Below are 21,167 nucleotides of genomic sequence, written 5' to 3' on the forward strand. Positions count from 1 at the left end.
CGCCCCTCGCCCCTCGCCCCTCGCCCCTCGCCCCTCGCCCCTCGCCCCTCGCCCCTCGCCCCTCGCCCCTCGCCCCTCGCCCCTCGCCCCTCGCCGCAGTATCCGGCGCCTCCGTCCCCGTCTCAGGCCCCCCTCAGCTCATGCCCCCTCGTCTCAGGCCCCCGCCTCAGTACCCCTCGCCGTCGAGGAACTCCAGGTCCTCGTCGTCCTCGCCCTCCGCCTCCAGTGCCTGCCGGACGACCCGCAGGGCCATGCCCTCGGGGTAGCCCTTGCGCGCGAGCATGCCGGCGAGGCGCCGTATCCGCTTGTCGCGGTCGAGGCCGCGGGTGGAGCGGAGCTTGCGGGAGACGAGCTCGCGGGCCGTCTCCTCCTCCTGCTCGGAGTCGAGCTGGGCGACGGCCTCGTCGATCAGTGACGAGTCGACGCCCTTGGTGCGCAGTTCCCGGGCGAGCGCGCGCCGGGCCAGGCCCCGGCCGTGGTGCCGGGACTCCACCCAGGCGTCGGCGAAGGCACCGTCGTTGATCAGTCCGACCTCCTCGAACCGGGACAGCACCTCCTCGGCCACGTCGTCCGGGATCTCCCGCTTGCGCAGCGCGTCCGCGAGCTGTTTGCGCGTGCGCGGGGTCCCGGTGAGCAGGCGCAGACAGATCGCCCGCGCCCGCTCGACCGGGTCCGCCGGAGGCTCCTCCTTCTCGGCCCTCGACGAGGAGAAGGAACCTCCGCGTGCACCGGAAGACTCCCCGGCGCCGCGCCGACGCCGCCGGCGTGGCGCGCCCTCGTCGCCGGTGCTCGTGCCCTCGCCGTCCGTGCCGTCACTCGTCCAGGCAGGACCGACGCCACCTCTCCCGCTCGGCTCCCGCGCCGCGTCGAGGTGTGCGTGCTCGGCCCACTCGGTTCGCCGTGTCACGGGTCAGCTCTTGGCTGCGGAGGCCTTGGGCTTGGTGGCCTTGGTGGCTGCCGGAGCGGGCGTCGTCTTCGCGGCGTCGTCCGCGGTGGTGGCCGCCGCGTCCGTGCCCGGCTCGGTGCCGGCCTCCTGCGGCCGCACGCCGACGCCCAGCTTCTCCTTGATCTTCTTCTCGATCTCGTTGGCCAGGTCGGGGTTGTCCTTGAGGAAGTTGCGCGCGTTCTCCTTGCCCTGGCCGAGCTGGTCGCCCTCGTACGTGTACCAGGCGCCGGCCTTGCGGACGAAGCCGTGCTCCACGCCCATGTCGATCAGGCCGCCCTCACGGCTGATGCCCTGGCCGTAGAGGATGTCGAACTCGGCCTGCTTGAAGGGGGGCGCGACCTTGTTCTTGACGACCTTGCAGCGGGTGCGGTTGCCGACCGCCTCCGTGCCGTCCTTCAGGGTCTCGATACGGCGGATGTCGATGCGCACCGAGGCGTAGAACTTCAGCGCCCGGCCACCGGTCGTGGTCTCCGGGGAACCGAACATCACGCCGATCTTCTCGCGGAGCTGGTTGATGAAGATCGCGGTGGTCTTGGACTGGTTGAGCGCGCTGGTGATCTTCCGGAGGGCCTGGCTCATCAGGCGGGCCTGCAGACCGACGTGGCTGTCGCCCATCTCGCCCTCGATCTCCGCGCGCGGGACGAGCGCGGCGACGGAGTCGATGACGATCAGGTCGAGCGCGCCGGAGCGGACCAGCATGTCCACGATCTCGAGCGCCTGCTCACCGTTGTCCGGCTGGGACAGGATCAGGTTGTCGATGTCGACGCCGAGCTTCTTCGCGTACTCGGGGTCGAGCGCGTGCTCCGCGTCCACGAAGGCGACTTGGCCGCCGGCCTTCTGCGCGTTGGCCACGGCGTGCAGGGTCAGGGTCGTCTTACCGGAGGACTCCGGTCCGTAGATCTCCACAACACGGCCGCGGGGCAGGCCACCGACGCCGAGGGCGACGTCGAGCGCGGTCGAACCGGTCGGGATGACCTCGATGGGCTCCATCGACCGCTCGCCCATGCGCATGACCGCGCCCTTGCCGAATTGCCGTTCAATCTGTGCGAGCGCGGCGTCGAGCGCCTTCTCGCGGTCGGTTCCTGCCATGGGTTCCACCCGGTTTGCTTGAGTCGATCGCTTCACGTCAAAGACGCTAACGCCTGCCACTGACAATGGGCCCCGACATGGGTGGCGCCTGTGGATAACCCGGGCTCCTCTCCGCCCAAATCACGCCGAAACGCCCATCGAGAGCCTCGCCCGAGCCTCTATAAGAATAGATGTTCGATTTTCGTGTCAAGGACACAGCGGCCCGCCCCGTCCACGCTCTCCGCGTACTCCGCGTACTCCGCGCTGTGCGCCGCGCTGCAATCGCGCGGTACTCCGCACGGCGTACAACCGGTGTCGTCGACCGGACGACGACCGCCTCGGGCGCTCCCGGGAGCCTTGGCCCATGGAGAATCTGCGCCCTGCCGAACGCCTCTGTCATGCGACCGGTCTGGTCCTCGTCCTCTCCGGCCTCGCGCACCTGGTGGTGTTCTCGGTCGACGGCGGCCCCTGGGACGGTCCCGTCTCCTGGCGCAAGCCCGTCACCTTCGGGCTCTCCTTCGGCCTGACGCTGATCGCGGTCACCTGGGTCACGTCGTACCTGCGGGTGGGACCGCGTCTGCGCACCGTCCTGCTCGTCGTGTTCGCCGCCGACTGCGTGGTGGAGGTCGGCGGCATCACCCTCCAGGCCTGGCGCGGAGTGCCCTCGCACCTCGACATGGAGACCCCCTTCGACACGGCGGTGTCCATGACGCTCGCGGTGGGCGGCGCTGTGCTCGTGGTGCTGCTCACCGTCTTCGCGGTCGCGTCCTTCCGGCACCGGCCGGGCGGGCCCGCGGGCATGGCGGTGGCGGTGCGTTCCGGCTTCGCGATCCTGCTCGTGGCGCTGGCCTCGGGTGCCGCGATGATCGCGCGCGGGGTGGTGCTCACCCGGACCGGCCACCAGGAGGCGGCCTACCACTTGACGGCCCCGTTCAAGCCGCTGCACGGGGTGAGCCTGCACGCCGTCCTGGTGCTGCCCGCGCTGGCGTGGCTGCTGTCCCGCACCGAGTGGCGCGAACGGGCCCGGCGCCGGACCGTGGCGATAGCCGTCGGCTGTTACGTGGCAGCGGTCGCCGCTGCCGGGGCCTGGGCGGTCCTCACGTACTGAGGGCGCACCCTCACGCGCCCGTGCCGTACTGAGAGCGCATCCTCACGCGCCCCTCCCGGAACCGGGGACCATGGCCCCCGGGCGCCCGGCGAGCAACGGCCGGGACGGCAGCCGGCCGAGCCGGCGACCGGCGGCCGCCGCCTCGCCCGCGCTCAGGCCGAACCGTCCTCCGCGGTCCCCGCCCCGGTGGTGTCCCGCGTCTCCTGCCGCTGCGCCCGCACGCGCCACGCGCGCGTGAGCATGCCGGAGCCGACGGGGTCGCGTCGGCGGTGCCCGTGGACACGGGGATCGTCGGTGACGGCGTACCGCTTCACGTACGCGCCCAGGAAGGCCTGCAGCGTGGCGACCGCCGGAATGGCGATCAGCGCGCCCACGGCGCCGAGCAGCGCGGTGCCCGCGATGACCGACCCGAAGGCGACCGCGGGGTGGATGTCGACGGTCTTGGAGGTCAGCTTGGGCTGCAGCATGTAGTTCTCGAACTGCTGGTAGACCACGACGAACACCAGCACCCAGAGCGCGTACCAGGGGTCGACCGTGAACGCGATCAGCATCGGCAGGGCGCCCGCGAGATACGTGCCGATGGTGGGGATGAACTGCGAAACCAGGCCCACCCAGACACCCAGCACGGGCGCGTACGGCACGCCCAGTGCCTGGAACAGGATGTAGTGGGCGACTCCCGAGATGAGCGCCATGAGGCCGCGCGAGTAGATGTAGCCGCCGGTCTTGTCCACGGCGATCTCCCACGCGCGCAGGACCTCGGCCTGACGGGCGGGCGGCAGGACGGAGCAGAGGGCCCGGCGCAGCCGCGGCCCGTCGGCGGCGAAGTAGAACGAGAACAGCGCGATCGTCAGCAGCTGGAACAGCCCGCCGAGCACCTGGGCGGACACGTCGAGCACGCCCGCCGCGCTGTTCTGGACGTATTTGCGCAGCCAGCCCGAGTGGAGCAGCCCCTCCTGGACGTCGACCCGTTTCAGGTCGGTGTGGAACGTGTGGTTGACCCAGCTGATGACCGAGTCGAGGTAGTCGGGGAAGCCCTCGGCCATCTTGATGATCTGGCCCGCGAGCATGGAGCCGAGCAGCGTGACGAACCCGGCCGCGACGATCGTCAGGCCGATGAACACCAGGCAGGTGGCGAGCCCCCTGCGCATCCCGCGGGCGGCCATCCGACTCACCGCGGGCTCTATGGCGAGCGCCAGGAAGAACGCGATGAGGAGGTTGATCAGCAGTCCGAGCAGCTGGTGGAAGGCCCAACTGCCCAGCTGGAACACGGCGACGAGGGCGAGCGCGAGCACCATGGCACGCGGCAGCCAGCGCGGCATACGGGCGCTCGGCCCGGCGGCACCCTCGGCCGCGGGCCGACCGGGCGGCGCCGTACCGGACGGGGGCGCGTGCGGGACGGTGTCGTCAGTGGATGCCACGGTGCAAGTCTCACCCACGCCACTGACAGCGGACGGCTGCCCTCATGTGACGTTCGTGACGGGTCAGCGCTTCTCCCCCGGCACGTTCATGACCGTGCAGACCACGTTCCACACGTCCTTGGCGTCCCAGCCGGCCTCCAGCGCCTCGCGCACCGTGCGGCCGCCGAGCTCCGACATCACATGATCGCGCGCGAAGGTGTCGGCGTAACCCGGACCGAAATGTTCCGCCATCCGCTGCCAGAAGACCGTCAACCGCATGCCTCCAGTATCCCGTCCCTCTGGGTGGGCCCTGCCCGGGACGGCTTGCCTGGACGGCTTTCCGCCCTACGGTCTGACGCATGGCCGAAACCGGAGCTTCCCCACTCCCCCCTGCGCCCCCGGCGCGCTCCCCGCTCTTCCGCGCCGAGCACTTCGTGTGGCTCACCGCGCGCGTGCTGGAGCAGCGCCTGTTCGCCCACCACTTCCTGAACGGGGGCGCCGATCCGGTGGAGACGGCGCTGGACGCCTACCGCAACGAGGACGGCGGGTACGGCCACGCGCTGGAGCCCGATCTGCGCGGCCCGGTGAGCCAGCCGCTGCACACCGGTCGCGCGCTGGGCGTCCTGGACGCCATCAGGCGGTGCGGCGGACAGCGGGTGGAGCGGGTGTGCCGCTATCTGACGTCGGTGTCCACCGCGGACGGCGCCCTTCCGGCGGTCCACCCCAGCCAGCGCGGCTATCCGGCGGCCCCGTTCATGCCGATCCCGGACGAGACCTCCCCGGCCTCGGGCACGCTCGGCCGGCGGGACCCGCACGGCTCGCTCCTCACCACCGGCCCGGTGGTGGGCCTGCTGCACCGCAACGAGGTGTGGCACGCGTGGCTGTTCCGGGCCACCGACTTCTGCTGGCAGGCCGTGGAGTCCCTGGAGAAGTCCCACCCCTACGAGATCGAGGCCGCCGTGACCTTCCTGGACGCGACGCCCGACCGCCCGCGCGCGGAGGCGGCCGCCGACCGGCTGGGGCGCCTGGTGCGCGAACACCGGCTCGTCGCCCTGGATCCGCGGCGCCTCGACGACCACCCCGTGGCACCCGGCTACGCCCCGGGCGAGCACCACTTCCCGCACGACTTCGCGAGGAGCCCGCGCTCCCTCGCGCGCGCGTGGTTCACGGACGACGAGATGGCACGCTCCCTGGACTTCCTCACCGCGGAGCAGCAGGAGGACGGCGGCTGGCCGGTGCGCTGGCGCCAGTGGGCGCCCGGCACCGCCTTGGAGGCACGTCCCGTGGTGACGATCGAGGCGCTCCGCACCCTCAAGGCGTACGGCCGCTTCGTGGGCTGACCCGCTGACCGGGCTCGGCCTGCCGGTGGGAGGCCCGGACTTCCGGCGAGGGCCCGTACTCCCGGCGAGGCCCGCACTCTGCCCGGTGACCGCATTTTCCCAGGTCAGGCGGTTTGTCAGTGCTGGGGTGCAGGATGGATTCATGGTCAGCTCCGCACATCCGGCCCTCGACGGCTTCTCCCCCGCCACCCGCAACTGGTTCGCGGGGGCGTTCTCCGCGCCCACCGCGGCCCAGGCGGGTACGTGGAAGGCCATCCAGGAGGGCTCGGACGTGCTGACGGTCGCCCCGACCGGCTCCGGCAAGACGCTGGCCGCGTTCCTCGCCTCCCTGGACCACCTGGCCGCGACTCCTCCCCCGGCTGACCCGAAGAAGCGCTGCCGCGTTCTGTACGTCTCCCCGCTGAAGGCCCTCGCGGTCGACGTCGAGCGCAACCTGCGCAGTCCGCTCACCGGCATCCGCCAGGAGTCCGTGCGCATGGGGCTGCCCGAGCCCGAGATCAAGGTCGGTATCCGCTCCGGCGACACCCCGGCCGCCGAGCGCCGTGCCATGGCCACCCGGCCGCCGGACATCCTGATCACCACCCCGGAATCCCTCTTCCTGATGCTGACGTCCGCCACGCGCGACGCGCTGACCGGCATCGAGACGGTGATCCTGGACGAGGTGCACGCGGTCGCGGGCACCAAGCGCGGCGCGCATCTGGCGCTCACCCTGGAGCGACTGGACGAGCTGCTGCCCAAGCCGGCCCGCCGCATCGGCCTGTCGGCGACCGTCCGCCCGGTGGACGAGGTGGCCCGCTACCTCTCGCCCCGCCGCAAGGTGGAGATCGTCCAGCCGGAGTCCGGCAAGGAGTTCGACCTGTCCGTCGTCGTCCCGGTCGAGGACATGGGCGAGGTGGGCGCCGCCCCGGCGGCCGACGGCAGCGACGGCGCGGAGCGCCCGTCGATCTGGCCGCATGTCGAGGAGCACATCACCGACCTGGTGCAGGCGCATCGTTCGACGATCGTGTTCGTCAACTCCCGCCGCCTCGCCGAGCGGCTGTGCAACCGGCTCAACGAGATCGCCTACGAGCGGGCGACCGGCGAGCCCTTGGAGGAGGACCACTCCCCCGCCCAGCTGATGGGCGGCTCGGGCGCGGCCCAGGGCGCGCCCCAGATCATCGCCCGCGCGCACCACGGCTCGGTCTCCAAGGAGCAGCGCACCATCGTCGAGGAGGAGCTGAAGGCCGGGCGCCTGCCCGCCGTGGTGGCCACCTCCAGCCTGGAGCTGGGCATCGACATGGGTGCCGTGGACCTGGTCGTCCAGGTCGAGTCCCCGCCGTCGGTGGCGTCCGGCCTCCAGCGCGTCGGCCGCGCGGGACACCAGGTGGGCGCGGTCTCCCGGGGCGTGGTCTTCCCGAAGTACCGCGGTGACCTCGTGCAGGCGGCCGTGGTCACCGAGCGGATGCGTTCGGGGGGCATCGAGTCCCTGAAGGTCCCCTCGAACCCGCTGGACGTGCTCGCCCAGCAGCTGGTCGCCATGACGGCGATGGACACCTGGCAGGTCGACGACCTGCTGGCCATGGTCCGCCGCGCCGCGCCGTTCGCCTCACTCCCGGAGTCTGCGTTCACGGCGGTCCTCGACATGCTGGCGGGCCGGTACCCATCCGACGCCTTCGCGGAGCTGCGCCCGCGCGTGGTGTGGGACCGGGTCGCCGGGACGGTCACCGGGCGCCCCGGCGCGCAGCGCCTCGCCGTCACCTCCGGCGGCACGATCCCCGACCGCGGGCTCTTCGGTGTCTTCCTCGCGGGTGCCGATCCCAAGAAGGGCGGCGGCCGGGTCGGCGAGCTCGACGAGGAGATGGTCTACGAGTCCCGCGTGGGCGACGTCTTCACGCTGGGCACGAGCTCCTGGCGGATCGAGGACATCACGCGCGACCGTGTCCTGGTCTCCCCGGCACCGGGACAGCCGGGCAGGCTCCCGTTCTGGAAGAGCGACCAGCTGGGCCGCCCGCTCGAACTCGGCCGCGCGGTGGGCGCGTTCCTGCGCGAGATCGGCTCGCTGTCCAAGGAGGACGCCCGGCTGCGCCTGCTCAGCGCGGGCCTCGACGCCTGGGCCGCCGACAACGTCCTCTCCTACCTGGACGAGCAGCGCGAGGCCTGCGGCCATGTCCCCGACGACCGCACGATCGTCGTCGAGCGCTTCCGCGACGAACTGGGCGACTGGCGGATCGTCGTCCACTCCCCCTTCGGCGCCCAGGTCCACGCCCCGTGGGCGCTCGCGCTCGGCGCCCGCCTGTCCGAGCGTTACGGCATGGACGCGCAGGTCATGCACGCCGACGACGGCATCGTGCTGCGCCTGCCGGACGCCGACCTGATGAGCCTCGACCTGCTGGACCAGGACCCCGCGAAGGAGGACGCCCCCTTCCATCCGGGAACCGACCCCGAGCAGGCCCCCGTCGGCGCGGCGGACGTCGCCTTCGACAAGGGCGACGTCGACCAGGTCGTCACCGACCAGGTCGGCGGCTCGGCCCTGTTCGCCTCCCGGTTCCGCGAGTGCGCGGCCCGCGCGCTGCTGCTGCCGCGCCGCACCCCCGGCAAGCGCACCCCGCTGTGGCAGCAGCGCCAGCGTGCCTCCCAACTGCTGCAGGTGGCGAACGAGTTCGGCTCGTTCCCGATCATCCTGGAGGCGGTCCGCGAGTGCCTCCAGGACGTCTTCGACGTCCCCGGACTCGTCGAGCTGATGGGCGACATCGAGTCCCGCAAGGTCCGCCTGGTCGAGGTCACCACCCCCGAGCCGTCCCCCTTCGCGCGCTCCCTCCTGTTCGGATACGTCGCCCAGTTCCTGTACGAGGGTGACTCCCCGCTCGCCGAGCGGCGCGCCGCCGCGCTCTCGCTGGACTCGCGGCTGCTGGCCGAGCTGCTGGGCCAGGCCGAGCTGCGCGAGCTGCTCGACGCGGAGGTGCTGACCGAGCTGGAGCAGGAGCTCCAGTGGCTCACCGAGGACCGCCGCGTCAAGGACGCCGAAGGCGTCGCCGACCTGTTGCGGCTCCTCGGACCGCTCACCGACGCCGAGTTGGCCGAGCGGGGAGCCGAGCCGCAGTGGGCCCTCGAGCTGGCCGCGGCCCGCCGCGCCATCCGGGTCCGCATCGCCGGCGCCGACCACTGGGCGGCGATCGAGGACGCGGGCCGACTGCGCGACGCCCTGGGCACGGCGCTCCCGGTCGGTGTCCCCGAGGCCTTCACCGAACCGGTCAAGGACCCGCTCGGCGACCTCCTCGCGCGCCACGCGCGCACCCACGGTCCGTTCACGTCGGCCACCGCGGCGGCACGCTTCGGGCTGGGCGTGGCGGTCACGGACGGCGCCCTGCAACGGCTCGCCGCCAACGGCCGCGTCGTACAAGGGGAGTTCCACCCGGCCGGGATCGGCCAGGAGTGGTGCGACGCGGCCGTGCTGCGCCGCCTGCGCCGCCGCTCCCTGGCCGCGCTGCGTCACGAACTGGAGCCGGTACCGCCCGCGTCGCTGGCGCAGTTCCTGCCCCAGTGGCAGCACATCGGCAAGGGGCACGGTCTGCGCGGCACCGACGGACTGGTGCGCGCCATCGAGCAGTTGCAGGGCGCGTCCGTGCCCGCGTCCGCCCTGGAGAAGCTGATCCTGCCGTCCCGCGTCGCGGACTACACCCCGTCGATGCTGGACGAACTCACCGCCGCCGGCGAGGTGGTGTGGGCCGGGGCGGGCGCGCTGCCCGGCAAGGACGGCTGGGTCTCGCTCTACCTGGCGGACTCGGCCCCGCTGCTCCTGCCACCGCCCGCCCCAATGGAGCTGACACCGCTGCACCAGTCCGTCCTGAGTACCCTCTCCGGGGGCTACGGCCTGTTCTTCCGCCAGATCGCCGACCAGATCCGTGCCACCACCCACCCGAGCGTCACCGACGCCAAACTGGCCGACGCCCTCTGGGACCTGGCCTGGTCCGGGCGGCTCACGAACGACACGTTCGCCCCGATGCGGTCCCTGCTGGGTTCCGGCCGTACGGCGGGCGCCACGGCGCACCGCGCCAAGCGCTCGGTCCCGCGCGGGCGTTACGGCTCGCTGACGGGGGCCGCGCGCCCCGCCGCCCGCGGCGGCCCGCCGTCCGTCGGCGGCCGCTGGTCCCTGCTGCCCGCGCACGAACCGGACCCCACGGTCCGCGCCCACGCCCTGGCCCGCACACTGCTCGACCGGCACGGCGTGGTCACCCGGGGAGCGGTCGGCGCGGAGGGTGTCGAGGGCGGCTTCTCGTCGGTGTACCGGATCCTGTCCGCCTTCGAGGAGAGCGGCCAGGCCCGACGTGGCTACGTCGTGGAGGGGCTCGGCGCCGCCCAGTTCGCGATGGACGGTGCCGTGGACCGGCTGCGCGCGGTGTCCAACGCCCGCGACCGGAGCGAGGGGGGCCTGTCCACCCCGGCCTTCGGCGGCCTGAACGGAGGCGGTGCCTCACCCGCCCCCTTCGAGGAGGCCGCGGCCGGATTCGACATCGCCGGATTCGACGGTGAGATCGACTGGCCTCCCAACAACCGCACCGCACCGGACGAGTACGTCTCCCCTCGCGACTTCACCGCGCCCGGTTACGGCGGCCCACGGGGCGGTGGCAGCCCCTCGTACGGCTCCGGAGCCCGCGCCGGCTACGGCGACCGTCGCGGCCATAGGTCCTCCGCCGACTCCCGAGCGGTCGTTCTCGCCGCCGCCGACCCCGCGAACGCCTATGGCTCCGCCCTGCCCTGGCCCGAGTCGCCGACCGGGGCCGGGCACAAGCCGGGCCGCAAGGCCGGCTCGCTCGTCGTCCTGGTGGACGGTGAGCTGACGCTCTACATGGAGCGCGGCGGCAAGACGCTGCTGGCCTGGCCCTCGGCCCCGGACACCGAGCCCGCCGACGACGCCCGTCTGCGGGCGGCCGCGGAGGCCCTGTCCGCCACCGCGGGCGCGGGCGCCCTCGGCAGGATCACCGTGGAGCGCATCAACGGCGGCTCGGCCCTGACCTCCCCCATCGGCACCGTCCTGGAAGGAGCCGGCTTCATCGCGACCCCGCGCGGACTGCGCATCCGCATATGACGCGCGGGACGTCGGCGCCGGTCCCGTCAGTCCCGCCACCCCACCGTGTCACCCTTGAGCCATGCCCGAGGGTGACACGGTCTGGCAGACCGCGAGGCGACTGCACGACGCGCTCGCGGCCAGGGTGCTGACCCTCAGCGACTTCCGGGTACCGCAGTACGCCACCGTCGACCTCACCGGACGCACGGTCCTGGACGTCACCCCGCGCGGCAAGCACCTGCTCACCCGCATCGAGGGCGGCCTGACCCTGCACTCGCACCTCCGGATGGACGGCGCCTGGAGGCTGTACGACACCGGCCGGCGCTGGAGCGGCGGTCCGGCGCACCAGATCCGCGTGATCCTCGGCAACGACGACCGCACCGCCGTCGGTTACCGCCTTCCCGTCCTCGAACTCCTCCGCACCACCGAGGAGTCCCGCGTCGTGGGCCATCTCGGCCCCGACCTCCTGGGCCCGGACTGGAACGCGGACCAGGCCTTCGCCAACCTCCTCGCGGCTCCGGACCGCCCCCTCGGCGAGGCCCTGCTCGACCAGCGCAACCTCGCCGGCATCGGCAACATCTACAAGAGCGAGCTCTGCTTCCTGCTCGGCGCAACTCCCTGGCTCCCCGTGGGCGCGCTGCCCGCCGACCGGGCCGCGAAGCTGCCCGCCCTCGCCAAGAAGCTGCTGGAGGTCAACCGCGACCGCCCGCTGCGCACCACCAAGGGCCGACGCGGCCAGGAACTCTTCGTGTACGGCCGCGCACGCCGCCCCTGCCTGCGCTGCCGCACCCCGATCCGCGCGGCCGACCAGGGCGACGGCTCCCGGGAGCGCCCCACCTACTGGTGCCCGACCTGCCAACGGGGCCCTGCACCGGACCCGGGCTCCCCGGAGGCCCGCCGCTTCCGCCCCCGTACGGCACCGTGACGCCTCACCGGACCGCGCTTGACCACACGGCACCGGCGAACGACCTCAGCAGTCCCGGATCAAGCCGAACCGGACCCCGCGTCCGACCCGCGGCGACGCAAGCGTGACACCACCTCGCCCGCACCTCCTGCCGTTCCCGCTGATCCTGCCGCTCCTCCCGGCGTTCCCGCCCGCCAGGCAGCCGCCCACCGCCCAGCCCCGACGGCTCCCGCCGCCCGCTTCTTCGGCACACAGTGCACGGGCAGCAGGCTCAGCCCCCACCCTCCGGCCACGACGACCCCCTCGACCAACCCCGTGTCCGTCCCCAGCGTGATCCTCAGCGCGGCCCACCACCACGCCACCCCCAACCCCAGGGCGGCCCCCCACCACGCTATTCGCCCGACCATGGCCGCCACCTCCAGCGGGAGGCTAGGCCGCCGCCCTCGGCGGACGGGAGAGCGCACCAAGGGCACACGGACGCACCCGGGCCCGTCCCGGCCCGACCGTCACGCATTCTCGGCCTGGAACATCCAGTGGTGCTTCTCCAGATCCGCCGTGATCCCGATGAGGATGTCCTGGGTCACCGGGTCCGGCTCCGCGGTCGCCGCCACTCGCGCCCGCATCCGCGTGATCACCGCGCCCAGCGCGTCCACGAGCGTGCGCACCGCGTCCGTGTCCTTGACCCAGCCCGAGGGCGTCGCCGCGATGCCGCTGCCGGAGGCCACCGTTGCCGCGCGCCCGTCGGGCGGGACGCCGAGGGTGGCCGCCCGCTCCGCCACCGCGTCGGAGTGGATGCGCGCCGTGTCGACGACCTCGTCGAGCTGGAGGTGGACGGAGCGGAAGCGGGGGCCGACGACGTTCCAGTGGATCTGCTTCGCTACCAGAGACAGGTCCACCAGGTCGACGAGCGCGCCCTGCAGCGCCTCGGACACGGTCTTCAGGTCCTGATCGGACAGCCGGCTCTTCACCACGTACCTCCGAACCCTCCGTCGGTCCATCCTGGTCGCGTCCCCCGGTCCTTCCACCTTGACGGCCCCACCCAATACCGGCAAATGGACGCATACAGGGCACGGCGCTGGACTGGGCACGACACGACAGCCTCATGCGAGGCAGACAACGACGCAGACAACACGAAGGCCCCGGCCGAGCACCTCCGGGCTTCCCGGAATCGCCCCGGCCGGGGCCTCACACGTGGTGCGTCACAGAGCCACGCGCGTGAACCTCACGCGGCGACCACGTCCACCGCTTTCGCGGGCGCCTTGATGGTCACCCGTTCCGGTGGCACACCGGCCACCGAGACGGAACCCAGCATCGGGCGAACCGGCGCGGGCACGGACTCGGTGGCAGCGGCAGACTGGGCCAGCTCCGCGAGCGCGAGCTCGTCGCTCACTTCCCGCATGAGCTCGGACATCCGTACGTCAAGCGCGTCGCAGATGGCGGCGAGCAGTTCGGAGGAAGCCTCCTTCTGCCCCCGCTCCACCTCGGAGAGATAGCCGAGTGAGACTCGGGCGGATGAGGAGACTTCGCGCAGAGTACGGCCCTGGCGCTGGCGCTGCCGACGCAGCACGTCACCCAGCAGGCGACGGAGCAGAATCATCGGTGGCTCCCTCCTCGGACCGCGTAGCCGCATCCTTCACGCCCCACCGTACCGCCTCGTGCTGCGGCCGTGCGGGGAGCGATGTCGTGTTCACTAAGGGCTGCAAACATCAAAACCCCCCGTTCTGTTCCGTATCCTGTGCCCGCCCATTTCCGATCTGTTCGCCCGCGAGCTCCGTCTGAAGCAACGCGAGTACGCTCCGTACACTCTCCATACGAATTTCCGTGCGGCCGCCGTTCAACCGCAGGGCCTCCACTTTTCCGCCACCGGCAGAACCGGAATCCCGCCGGACGGGGCCGTCGACGGCCACGAACACCGTCCCGACCGGCTTGCCGTCCTGCGGATCGGGGCCGGCGACGCCGGTCGTCGCGAGGCCCCAGTCGGCGCCCAGCGCCGTGCGTACTCCGGCCGCCATCTGGGCCGCGACCTGCGGGTCCACCGCTCCGCGCTGTTCCAGCAGGGCGGCGTCGACCCCCAGCAGCTCGTGCTTCAGGTCGGTGGCATAGGCGGTGACCGAGCCCCGGAAGGCCTTGGACGCACCCGGAACCGCCGTGATCTCCGCCGCGACCAGGCCACCCGTGAGCGACTCGGCGACGGCGAGCGTCTCGCCCCTCACCGTGAGTAGTCGCACCACTTCAGTGGCCCCAGCTTGGGCCGGAGAATTCACGCTTCGGTCTCCTCCAACGCGTCCCGGCCCTCGGCCATTCCCTGCCTGCGCAGCACAATGGCCTGTCTCACATAGTCGAGGCCGGTCACGACGGTGAGAACTACCGCGGCCGCCATCACCCAGAACCTCAGGGTGGCCAGCCAGCCCGTCAGTGCCAGGACGTACATCCCCACGGCCACGCCCTGGGTGAGCGTCTTGAGCTTGCCGCCGCGGCTCGCCGGGATGACGCCGTAGCGGATGACCAGGAAACGCATGAGCGTGATGCCGAGTTCCCGCCCGAGGATGACCGCCGTGACCCACCACGGCAGGTCGCCGAGCGAGGACAGGCAGATCAGCGCCGCACCCATGATCGCCTTGTCGGCGATGGGGTCGGCGATCTTCCCGAAGTCGGTGACGAGGTTGTACGTGCGCGCCAGATGACCGTCGAACAGGTCGGTGATCATGGCGATGGCGAAGGCGGCCCAGGCGAGCGAGCGCCACGCCGGGTCGTACCCGCCGTCGGCCAGCATCAGCGCCACGAAGCCGGGGACGAGCACCAGCCGGAGCATGGTCAGCAGGTTGGCGATGTTCCAGACGCTGGCCTGGTTGACGGCCGCGGCCGCCAGCTTCCCGCCGCGCGGGTTCTTCGCCCCGCCCTGAGCACCGGAGGGGCCATCCGCGGCGGATGCCGGGACTCCGGTCATCTGGCGGCCTCCTCACCGTGCGCGAGCGCGCCTCCCAGCGGCTCGGCCACGAGGTCGACACCCTCCGTACCGACCACCTTCGCTTCGACCATACGACCGACGCTCAGGCCCTCGCCGCTTGTGAGCACCACCTGGCCGTCGGTCTCGGGCGCCTGGTGCGCACCGCGGCCGAACACGCCCTCCTCGGCGTCGTCGTCGTAGCCGAGCGACTCGACCAGCACGTGCACGGTCTCGCCGACGCGCTCCTCCGCACGCTGCGAGACGAGTTCCTCGGCCAGCCGGGAGACGTGCGCCAGCCGCTCGGCGACGACGTCCTCGTCGAGCTTGTTCTCGTACGTCGCCGCCTCCGTGCCCTCCTCGTCGGAGTAGCCGAAGACGCCGATGGCGTCCAGCCGGGCGTGGGTCAGGAAGCGCTCGAGCTCGGCGAGGTCGGCCTCGGTCTCGCCGGGGAAGCCGACGATGAAGTTGGAGCGCGCACCGGCCTGCGGGGCCTTGGTGCGGATGGTGTCGAGCAGCTCCAGGAAGCGGTCGGTGTCGCCGAAGCGGCGCATCGCGCGCAGTACGCCGGGGGCGGAGTGCTGGAAGGACAGGTCGAAGTACGGCGCGATCTTCGGGGTGGAGGTCAGGACGTCGATCAGCCCCGGGCGCATCTCGGCCGGCTGGAGGTAGCTGACACGCACCCGCTCGATGCCGTCGACCTCGGCGAGGTTGGGCAGCAGGGACTCCAGCAGGCGGATGTCGCCCAGGTCCTTGCCGTACGAGGTGTTGTTCTCGGAGACCAGCATGATCTCCTTGACGCCCTGCTCGGCCAGCCAGCGCGTCTCGTTCAGCACGTCGCTGGGGCGGCGGGAGATGAAGGAGCCGCGGAAGGACGGGATGGCGCAGAAGGAGCAGCGCCGGTCGCAGCCGGAGGCGAGCTTGACGGAGGCGACCGGGGAGCCGTCCAGACGGCGGCGCAGGGGCGCGCGGGGGCCGGAGGCCGGAGCGAGGCCCTCGGGGAGGTCCTTGGGGGCGCCGTGCCCGGGCAGGGCCACCTCGGTCGCCGACTCCTGGCGCGCCGCCGGGCTGATCGGCAGCAGCTTGCGCCGGTCGCGCGGGGTGTGCGCGGCGTGGACGCCGCCGCTCAGAATCGTCTGCAGACGGTCGGAGATGTTCGCGTAGTCGTCGAAACCGAGCACGCCGTCGGCCTCGGGGAGGGCCTCGGCGAGCTCCTTGCCGTACCGCTCCGCCATGCAGCCGACCGCCACGACGGCCTGCGTTCTGCCGTGCCCCTTGAGATCGTTGGCCTCCAGGAGGGCGTCGACGGAGTCCTTCTTGGCGGCCTCCACGAAACCGCAGGTGTTGACCACGGCGACATCGGCGTTCTCGGCGTCCTCGACGAGCTGCCAGCCGTCCGCCTCCAAACGGCCTGCGAGCTCCTCCGAGTCCACCTCGTTACGGGCGCAGCCGAGAGTGACTAGTGCGACGGTACGGCGTTCAGGCATGGGCTCAAGAGTACTTTGTCTCGCTGACACCCCACGTCGACGGGGTTGGCCGATCCCGGCCAACCCCGTGCGCACCCGACAGCCTGTGACCCCTATCCGACCTCGGGGTCACCCTTCGTGTACGTCAGACGCTCGACGGCTCCCGGCCGGAAGTCGTCGTTGATCTTCTTGCCGTTGACGTAGAGCTGGATGGCCCCGGCGTCGCCGAGGATCAGGTTGACCTTCGAGCTGTCCTGGAAGGTCTTGGAGTCGCCCTTCTTCAGCAGTCCGTCGAAGAGCATGCGGCCGTTGTGGTCCTTGGCCGAGATCCAGCTGTGCCCGTCGACGGCGCTCACCCGGACCGTCACCTTGTCCTGGGGCGCGGCCGCGATGGCGCTGTCGGATGGCTCGGGCTTCTCGTCGGCGGGCTTGCTGCCGGTCGGGGTGGGCGAGGCGGGCTTGCTGGTCGCGGTGGTGGCGCCCTCGGCGACCTGGTCCTTGCCGCTGTCGCCGTCGCCGCCCTTGACCGCGGTGAAGCCGACGAAGCCGACCACGGCGACGATCGCGGCGACCATGGCCGCGGTCCAGTTGGGCCCGCGCCGCTCGGGGCGGATACGTTCCGCCTCGAAGAGGGGCGCGGCCGGGGTCGGGGCGGGGCGGCCGCCGTGCTCGGCGTCGTACTGCGCGAGCAGCGGGTCGGGATCGACCTGCACGGCCTTGGCCAGGGTCCGGATGTGCCCGCGCGCGTACACGGCTCCGCCGCAGGCGTCGAAGTCGTCCGCCTCGATGGCGTGCACGATGGCGATGCGGACCCGGGTGGCGTTGCTGACGTCGTCGACGGTCAGCCCGGCCGCGATGCGCGCCTGCCGAAGGGCGCGGCCGACGGGGGTGCGGGCTTCCTCGGAGACGTCTTGCAAGGGACGCTCGTCTTCAGGGGAGTTGCCGATTGACACGGGGGCGCCTTTCGAGCGTTAAGCCACCTGTGCTGGGGGTTCAGTGTAGGGGGGGTACGAAAGGGTGGGGCAACCGGGCGATGGAACTTTGTACGCCATCGGAATGGCCGGACATCCCGACGACGGGACGGGCCGTTTCCCAGCCTGGGACCGGTACCTGTCCTCTCGGTCAACTTGACGTACGTCTAGGGAAAACGGTTGCGCGCCGATCTCTAACGGGTGGGTCACGGCGGTGCCGTCACTCTGCCCGGTCAGGAGCGCCGCACGCGCGCGTCCCTACCTTTCAGCTTCCCCGCGGATCACGGCGAGCACGCCGTCCATGTCGTCAGGCTTCACAAGAACGTCACGAGCTTTCGACCCTTCGCTCGGTCCGACGACGCCCCGGGACTCCATCAGGTCCATGAGCCGCCCTGCTTTGGCGAAACCGACGCGCAGCTTGCGCTGGAGCATCGAGGTCGATCCGAACTGCGTGGAGACGACGAGTTCCGCCGCCTGGCACAACAGGTCGAGGTCGTCGCCGATGTCCTCGTCGATCTCCTTCTTCTGCTTGCTTCCCACGGTGACGTCGTCCCGGAAGACGGGCGCCATCTGGTCCTTGCAGTGCCGGACGACGGCCGCGACCTCCTCCTCGGTCACGAACGCGCCCTGCATACGGGTCGGCTTGTTGGCGCCCATCGGCAGGAACAACCCGTCGCCCTTGCCGATGAGCTTCTCCGCGCCGGCCTGGTCGAGGATGACGCGCGAGTCGGCGAGCGAGGAGGTGGCGAACGCGAGCCTCGAGGGCACGTTCGCCTTGATCAGACCGGTGACGACATCGACCGACGGCCGCTGCGTGGCCAGCACCAGATGGATGCCGGCCGCGCGCGCGAGCTGCGTGATGCGCACGATCGCGTCCTCGACGTCGCGCGGCGCGACCATCATCAGGTCGGCGAGCTCGTCGACGATCACCAGCAGGTAGGGGTAGGGCTGGAGTTCGCGCTCGCTGCCCTCCGGCGGCTTCACCTTGCCGCTGCGCACGGCCGCGTTGAAGTCGTTGATGTGCCGGTAGCCGTACGCCGCGAGGTCGTCGTAGCGCAGGTCCATCTCGCGTACGACCCACTGCAGCGCCTCGGCTGCCCGCTTCGGGTTGGTGATGATCGGCGTGATCAGGTGCGGAATGCCCTCGTAGGCGGTCAGTTCGACGCGCTTGGGGTCGACGAGGACCATGCGGACGTCCTCGGGGGTGGCCCGCATCATGACCGACGTGATGAGGCAGTTGATGCAGGACGACTTGCCGGAGCCGGTGGCGCCGGCGACCAGCATGTGCGGCATCTTCGCCAGCGAGTGCATGACGTAGCCGCCCTCGACGTCCTTGCCGAAGGCCACCAGCATCGGGTCGCCGTCCTCGGCGGACTCCGCGAGCCGCAGCACGTCGCCGAGGTTGACCATCTCCCGGTCGGTGTTGGGGATCTCGATGCCGACCGCCGACTTGCCGGGGATCGGGCTGATGATCCGCACGTCCGGGCTGGCGACGGCGTACGCGATGTTCTTGGTGAGCGCGGTGATCCGCTCGACCTTGACGGCGGGGCCGAGTTCGACCTCGTACCGGGTGACCGTAGGCCCGCGCGTGAAGCCGGTGACGCGGGCGTCGACCTTGAACTCGGAGAAGACGTTGGTGAGCGAGGCGACGATCGCGTCGTTGGCGGCGCTGCGCGCCTTGCCGGGGCCCCCGCGCGTGAGGAGGTCGAGCGAGGGCAGGGAGTAGGTGATGTCGCCGGACAGCTGGAGCTGCTCCGCGCGCGCGGGCAGGTCGCGGGGCTCGGGGGCCGGGCTCTTGGTGAGGTCCGGGACCGCGCCGTCGAGCTTCTCCTGCCGGGGGCGTGCGGCCGGGCGCGCGGCCGGGACGGGCGTCGGCGTGGGCGTCGTCTCCTCGCGGTCGGCCACGCTGACGCCCTGGGTGAGGTCGGCGATGAGCGGCGAGGGCGGCATGCCGTGCAGGACGGCGCCGTCGAGCGCGGCCGCGGCCGCCGCGGCGACATCCACGGCGTCCATCTGCCGCTCCATGTCGGGCTGCGGGACGGCGGAGCGCCTGGGCCGGCCGCGGCGCCCCGACAGGGCCAATTGCCCGGCTTCGTCGGGCTCGTGCGTCTGAGGGGCGCTCGGGCGCCCGCGGCGGCGCGCGGGCAGCGCCTCGCGCCACTGTTCGTCGTAGCGCGCGTCGTCCTCGGTGAACTCGTCCGGTTCCTGGTCGTGTACGACGCCCAGCCGCACCCCGAGTTCGCGCAGCCGGCGCGGGATGGCGTTGACCGGGGTGGCGGTCACGACGAGCAGGCCGAAGATCGTGAGCAGCGCGAGCAGCGGTACGGCGAGCACGGTGGTCATGGCGTACGTCAGCGGGGTCGCCGCGCCCCAGCCGATGAGACCGCCGGCGTCCCTTATGGCCTGCATGCCATCGCTGCGGGCGGGCGAGCCGCAGGCGATGTGGACCTGGCCGAGCACGCCGATGGCGAGCGCGGACAGGCCGATCACGATGCGGCCGTTGGCTTCGGGCTGTTCGGGGTGCCGGATGAAGCGCACGGCGATCACCGCGAGCAGTATCGGCACCAGCAGGTCGAGGCGGCCGAAGGCGCCCGTCACCAGGATCTCGACCAGGTCGCCGACGGGACCGCGCAGGTCGGCCCAGGTGCCGGCGGCGATGATCAGGGCGATGCCGAACAGCAGCAGGGCGATGCCGTCCTTGCGGTGGGCCGGGTCGAGGTTCTTGGCGCCCCGCCCTATGCCGCGCAGGACGGCTCCGACGGCGTGCGCGAGGCCGAGCCAGAGGGCGCAGACGAGCCGGTAGATCCCCCCGGTGGGGCTCGGCGCCGGCTTGCGTGCCGACGCCGGCTTCTTCGCCGCGGCCTTCTTGGCGGGCGCCTTCTTCGCGCTCTTCGCGGGCGTCTTCTTCGCGGCGGCCTTCTTCGCCGGAGCCTTCGCGGGAGCGGCCGCCTTCTTGGCGGGCGCCTTCTTGGCTGCGGAGGGACGTGAGGCCATAGGTGCGAGATTACCGGGGGAAGGCGGCAGCGGACACGTGTGCCTTCCCCGAGTTCGCGACTTCGCTCGAACAGGGGGGATCCCCACGTTCACTCGAACGTGTCACCCTTGCGCAGGCGCAGAACTGACGCACCCTCATGGGCAACTGCGGTGACGGCAGCGGTCAGTTCTGCGTCGGCACCGACGGCGCCCCGCTGCCCGTGCCCGGTTCCAGGGCGTCGAGGGCGCGGCGCAACCCCGTGAGTTTGCGTTCGAGATGGGCGGCCGTGGCCACCGCGGCCGCGTCCGCGGACTCGTCGTCCAGCTGCTTGGACAGCGCCTCGGCCTGCTCCTCGACGGCGGCGAGCCGCGCGGACAGTTCGGCCAGCAGTCCCGCCGACTCCTTGCCGGGACCGACCGCGCCCTTGCCGCCGCCCTCCAACTGGAGCCGCAGCAGCGCCGCCTGCTCCCGCAGCTGGCAGTTCTTCATGTACAGCTCGACGAAGACCGAGACCTTCGCGCGCAGCACCCACGGGTCGAACGGCTTGGAGATGTAGTCCACCGCACCCGCCGCATAGCCCCGGAAGGTGTGGTGCGGGCCGTGGTTGATCGCCGTGAGGAAGATGATCGGGATGTCCCGGGTCCGCTCCCGCCGCTTGATGTGCGCGGCGGTCTCGAAACCGTCCATGCCCGGCATCTGGACGTCCAGCAGAATGACCGCGAAGTCGTCCGTGAGCAGTGCTTTGAGCGCTTCCTCCCCGGACGATGCCCGCACCAGCGTCTGATCGAGCGCAGAGAGGATGGCCTCCAGCGCCAGCAGATTCTCCGGCCGGTCATCGACCAGGAGGATCTTGGCCTTCTGCACCATGGCCCGCCCTCCTCGCCCCGGCGGTACACCGGGCGCCGCCCCAGGGGACGACTCCCTTTCGCCGCCCGCCCTTGTGCCGGTCATCGTAGCCGCACCCTGCCCGTCGCCACACCCTGTCACTGGGATGTCACCGTGCAC

Annotated in this window: 17 protein-coding genes; 4 read left to right on the forward strand and 13 right to left on the reverse strand. The window is 71.8% G+C overall.

The window, feature by feature from the left end; all coding sequences use genetic code 11:
• Positions 1 to 166: 166 nt before the first annotated feature.
• Together recX and recA are read right to left on the reverse strand one after the other, a co-directional pair.
• Positions 167 to 907, reverse strand: a complete 741-nt coding sequence (gene recX, locus ABZ910_RS34075) for a recombination regulator RecX (protein ID WP_361372919.1) — start codon at positions 905 to 907, stop codon at positions 167 to 169.
• Positions 908 to 910: 3 nt separating this feature from the next.
• On the reverse strand, positions 911 to 2,035 hold the full coding sequence (gene recA / locus ABZ910_RS34080) for a recombinase RecA (RefSeq protein WP_361372921.1): 1,125 nt from the start codon (positions 2,033 to 2,035) through the stop codon (positions 911 to 913).
• Positions 2,036 to 2,378: 343 nt separating this feature from the next.
• Between recA and ABZ910_RS34085 the strand changes: the two genes are divergently transcribed.
• Positions 2,379 to 3,122, forward strand: coding sequence for a hypothetical protein (locus ABZ910_RS34085; protein WP_361372923.1), 744 nt, complete (start codon positions 2,379 to 2,381; stop codon positions 3,120 to 3,122).
• Positions 3,123 to 3,274: 152 nt separating this feature from the next.
• On the opposite strand, the gene ABZ910_RS34090 is transcribed toward ABZ910_RS34085, so the two are convergent.
• Complete coding sequence (locus tag ABZ910_RS34090) at positions 3,275 to 4,540, reverse strand: AI-2E family transporter (protein WP_361372925.1); 1,266 nt, start codon at positions 4,538 to 4,540, stop codon at positions 3,275 to 3,277.
• Positions 4,541 to 4,603: 63 nt separating this feature from the next.
• The gene (locus tag ABZ910_RS34095) at positions 4,604 to 4,798 is read right to left on the reverse strand and encodes a DUF3046 domain-containing protein (protein WP_361372927.1); all 195 of its coding nucleotides are present in this window, start codon (positions 4,796 to 4,798) and stop codon (positions 4,604 to 4,606) included.
• 80 nt (positions 4,799 to 4,878) lie between these two features.
• On the opposite strand from ABZ910_RS34095, the gene ABZ910_RS34100 reads away from it, so the two are divergent.
• From ABZ910_RS34100 to ABZ910_RS34110, 3 genes are all read left to right on the forward strand, one after another.
• Positions 4,879 to 5,859: a hypothetical protein gene (locus ABZ910_RS34100; RefSeq protein ID WP_361372929.1), complete on the forward strand. Its 981-nt coding sequence runs from the start codon at positions 4,879 to 4,881 to the stop codon at positions 5,857 to 5,859.
• Positions 5,860 to 6,001: 142 nt separating this feature from the next.
• Positions 6,002 to 10,924: a DEAD/DEAH box helicase gene (locus ABZ910_RS34105; RefSeq protein WP_361372931.1), complete on the forward strand. Its 4,923-nt coding sequence runs from the start codon at positions 6,002 to 6,004 to the stop codon at positions 10,922 to 10,924.
• A gap of 61 nt (positions 10,925 to 10,985) precedes the next feature.
• Entirely contained in the window at positions 10,986 to 11,828 is an 843-nt protein-coding gene (locus tag ABZ910_RS34110; protein ID WP_361372933.1) for a DNA-formamidopyrimidine glycosylase family protein, read from the forward strand.
• Positions 11,829 to 11,887: 59 nt separating this feature from the next.
• Here ABZ910_RS34110 and ABZ910_RS34115 read toward each other — a convergent pair whose 3' ends face one another.
• The 9 genes from ABZ910_RS34115 to ABZ910_RS34155 all read right to left on the reverse strand — a co-directional run bounded on the left by ABZ910_RS34115 (position 11,888) and on the right by ABZ910_RS34155 (position 21,029).
• Positions 11,888 to 12,214 carry a hypothetical protein gene (locus ABZ910_RS34115; protein ID WP_361372935.1) on the reverse strand — a complete coding sequence of 109 codons (327 nt, stop codon included), beginning with the start codon at positions 12,212 to 12,214 and terminating at the stop codon, positions 11,888 to 11,890.
• A gap of 99 nt (positions 12,215 to 12,313) precedes the next feature.
• Entirely contained in the window at positions 12,314 to 12,805 is a 492-nt protein-coding gene (locus tag ABZ910_RS34120; protein ID WP_361372937.1) for a DNA starvation/stationary phase protection protein, read from the reverse strand.
• Between the two features lie 224 nt (positions 12,806 to 13,029).
• A complete protein-coding gene (locus ABZ910_RS34125; protein WP_361372939.1) occupies positions 13,030 to 13,404 on the reverse strand; it encodes a helix-turn-helix transcriptional regulator in 375 nt (124 codons plus the stop codon).
• 109 nt (positions 13,405 to 13,513) lie between these two features.
• Positions 13,514 to 14,071: a CinA family protein gene (locus tag ABZ910_RS34130; protein WP_361372941.1), complete on the reverse strand. Its 558-nt coding sequence runs from the start codon at positions 14,069 to 14,071 to the stop codon at positions 13,514 to 13,516.
• On the reverse strand, positions 14,068 to 14,754 hold the full coding sequence (pgsA, locus tag ABZ910_RS34135) for a CDP-diacylglycerol--glycerol-3-phosphate 3-phosphatidyltransferase (protein WP_361372943.1): 687 nt from the start codon (positions 14,752 to 14,754) through the stop codon (positions 14,068 to 14,070). Before pgsA ends, ABZ910_RS34130 begins: the two co-directional genes overlap by 4 nt.
• Positions 14,751 to 16,238, reverse strand: a complete 1,488-nt coding sequence (gene rimO, locus ABZ910_RS34140; RefSeq protein WP_361372945.1) for a 30S ribosomal protein S12 methylthiotransferase RimO — start codon at positions 16,236 to 16,238, stop codon at positions 14,751 to 14,753. Before rimO ends, pgsA begins: the two co-directional genes overlap by 4 nt.
• A 92-nt stretch (positions 16,239 to 16,330) precedes the next feature.
• Positions 16,331 to 17,170, reverse strand: coding sequence for a RodZ domain-containing protein (locus tag ABZ910_RS34145; protein ID WP_361372947.1), 840 nt, complete (start codon positions 17,168 to 17,170; stop codon positions 16,331 to 16,333).
• A gap of 276 nt (positions 17,171 to 17,446) precedes the next feature.
• Positions 17,447 to 20,182 (reverse strand): DNA translocase FtsK, encoded by a 2,736-nt coding sequence (locus tag ABZ910_RS34150; RefSeq protein ID WP_361372949.1) that lies wholly within the window; start codon positions 20,180 to 20,182, stop codon positions 17,447 to 17,449.
• Positions 20,183 to 20,345: 163 nt separating this feature from the next.
• Positions 20,346 to 21,029, reverse strand: a complete 684-nt coding sequence (locus tag ABZ910_RS34155) for a response regulator (RefSeq protein WP_361372951.1) — start codon at positions 21,027 to 21,029, stop codon at positions 20,346 to 20,348.
• Between the last annotated feature and the right edge of the window lie 138 nt (positions 21,030 to 21,167).

The sequence above is a fragment of the Streptomyces sp. NPDC046805 genome, assembly GCF_040645355.1.
Classification (GTDB): Bacteria; Actinomycetota; Actinomycetes; order Streptomycetales; family Streptomycetaceae; genus Streptomyces.